The sequence below is a fragment of the Herbiconiux daphne genome (assembly GCF_024979295.1).
GTDB lineage: Bacteria > Actinomycetota > Actinomycetes > Actinomycetales > Microbacteriaceae > Herbiconiux > Herbiconiux daphnes.
In genome coordinates, this window is record NZ_JANLCJ010000788.1 from 1 (window position 1) to 528 (window position 528).

Consider the following 528-nt stretch of genomic DNA (forward strand, 5'->3'; position numbering starts at 1 on the left):
GCCCGGAATCATTAGCCCACGCCATTTTAAACAGCCCTTACAGGGGCGTACCGATCCTAATGCCTCATGATAGCGGCTTGAAGTCTAACCACTTTGAAAGCAACGGTAAGCTAATGCAGCGTTTAGGCGTGAATGTACCGCCTGATCCGGCAATGAATCCACCGGAAACCATGCTAAGAAACTTGAAGTTAGGCACACGCACTACTAACCGTTTCAGTGTAGAAACAGGCTTAGTAGAAATGCGCTATCTAATGAATACAGGCAAATTAAAGATTTGTGATAACTGCGATCAGTGGTTTAGAGAAAAGCATAGCTATTCTTACACCTTTGATGAAAAGACCCGTGAAACAGGGTTTGCAGGTGCAGATCATCACATAGACGCTTCTAGATATGCCTTTATGGGCCTTATCTCTAATCGTGGTTGCTATTGGTCAGAAGCCGGGATCGCTTCTACATGGTCGCCTATTGAAAACTTACCATTCACCCTATAACGCCGCTACTGAAAAGGGCGGCAAATGGAAAGGAATC

1 protein-coding gene is annotated in these 528 nt (G+C 45.3%); it reads left to right on the plus strand.

Annotation, left to right across the window (positions count from 1 at the left end; translation table 11 throughout):
• Positions 1-491 (plus strand): hypothetical protein (locus N1032_RS27700; RefSeq protein ID WP_259543945.1); only part of this gene is annotated, 491 nt, incomplete at its 5' end.
• Positions 492-528 lie beyond the last annotated feature (37 nt).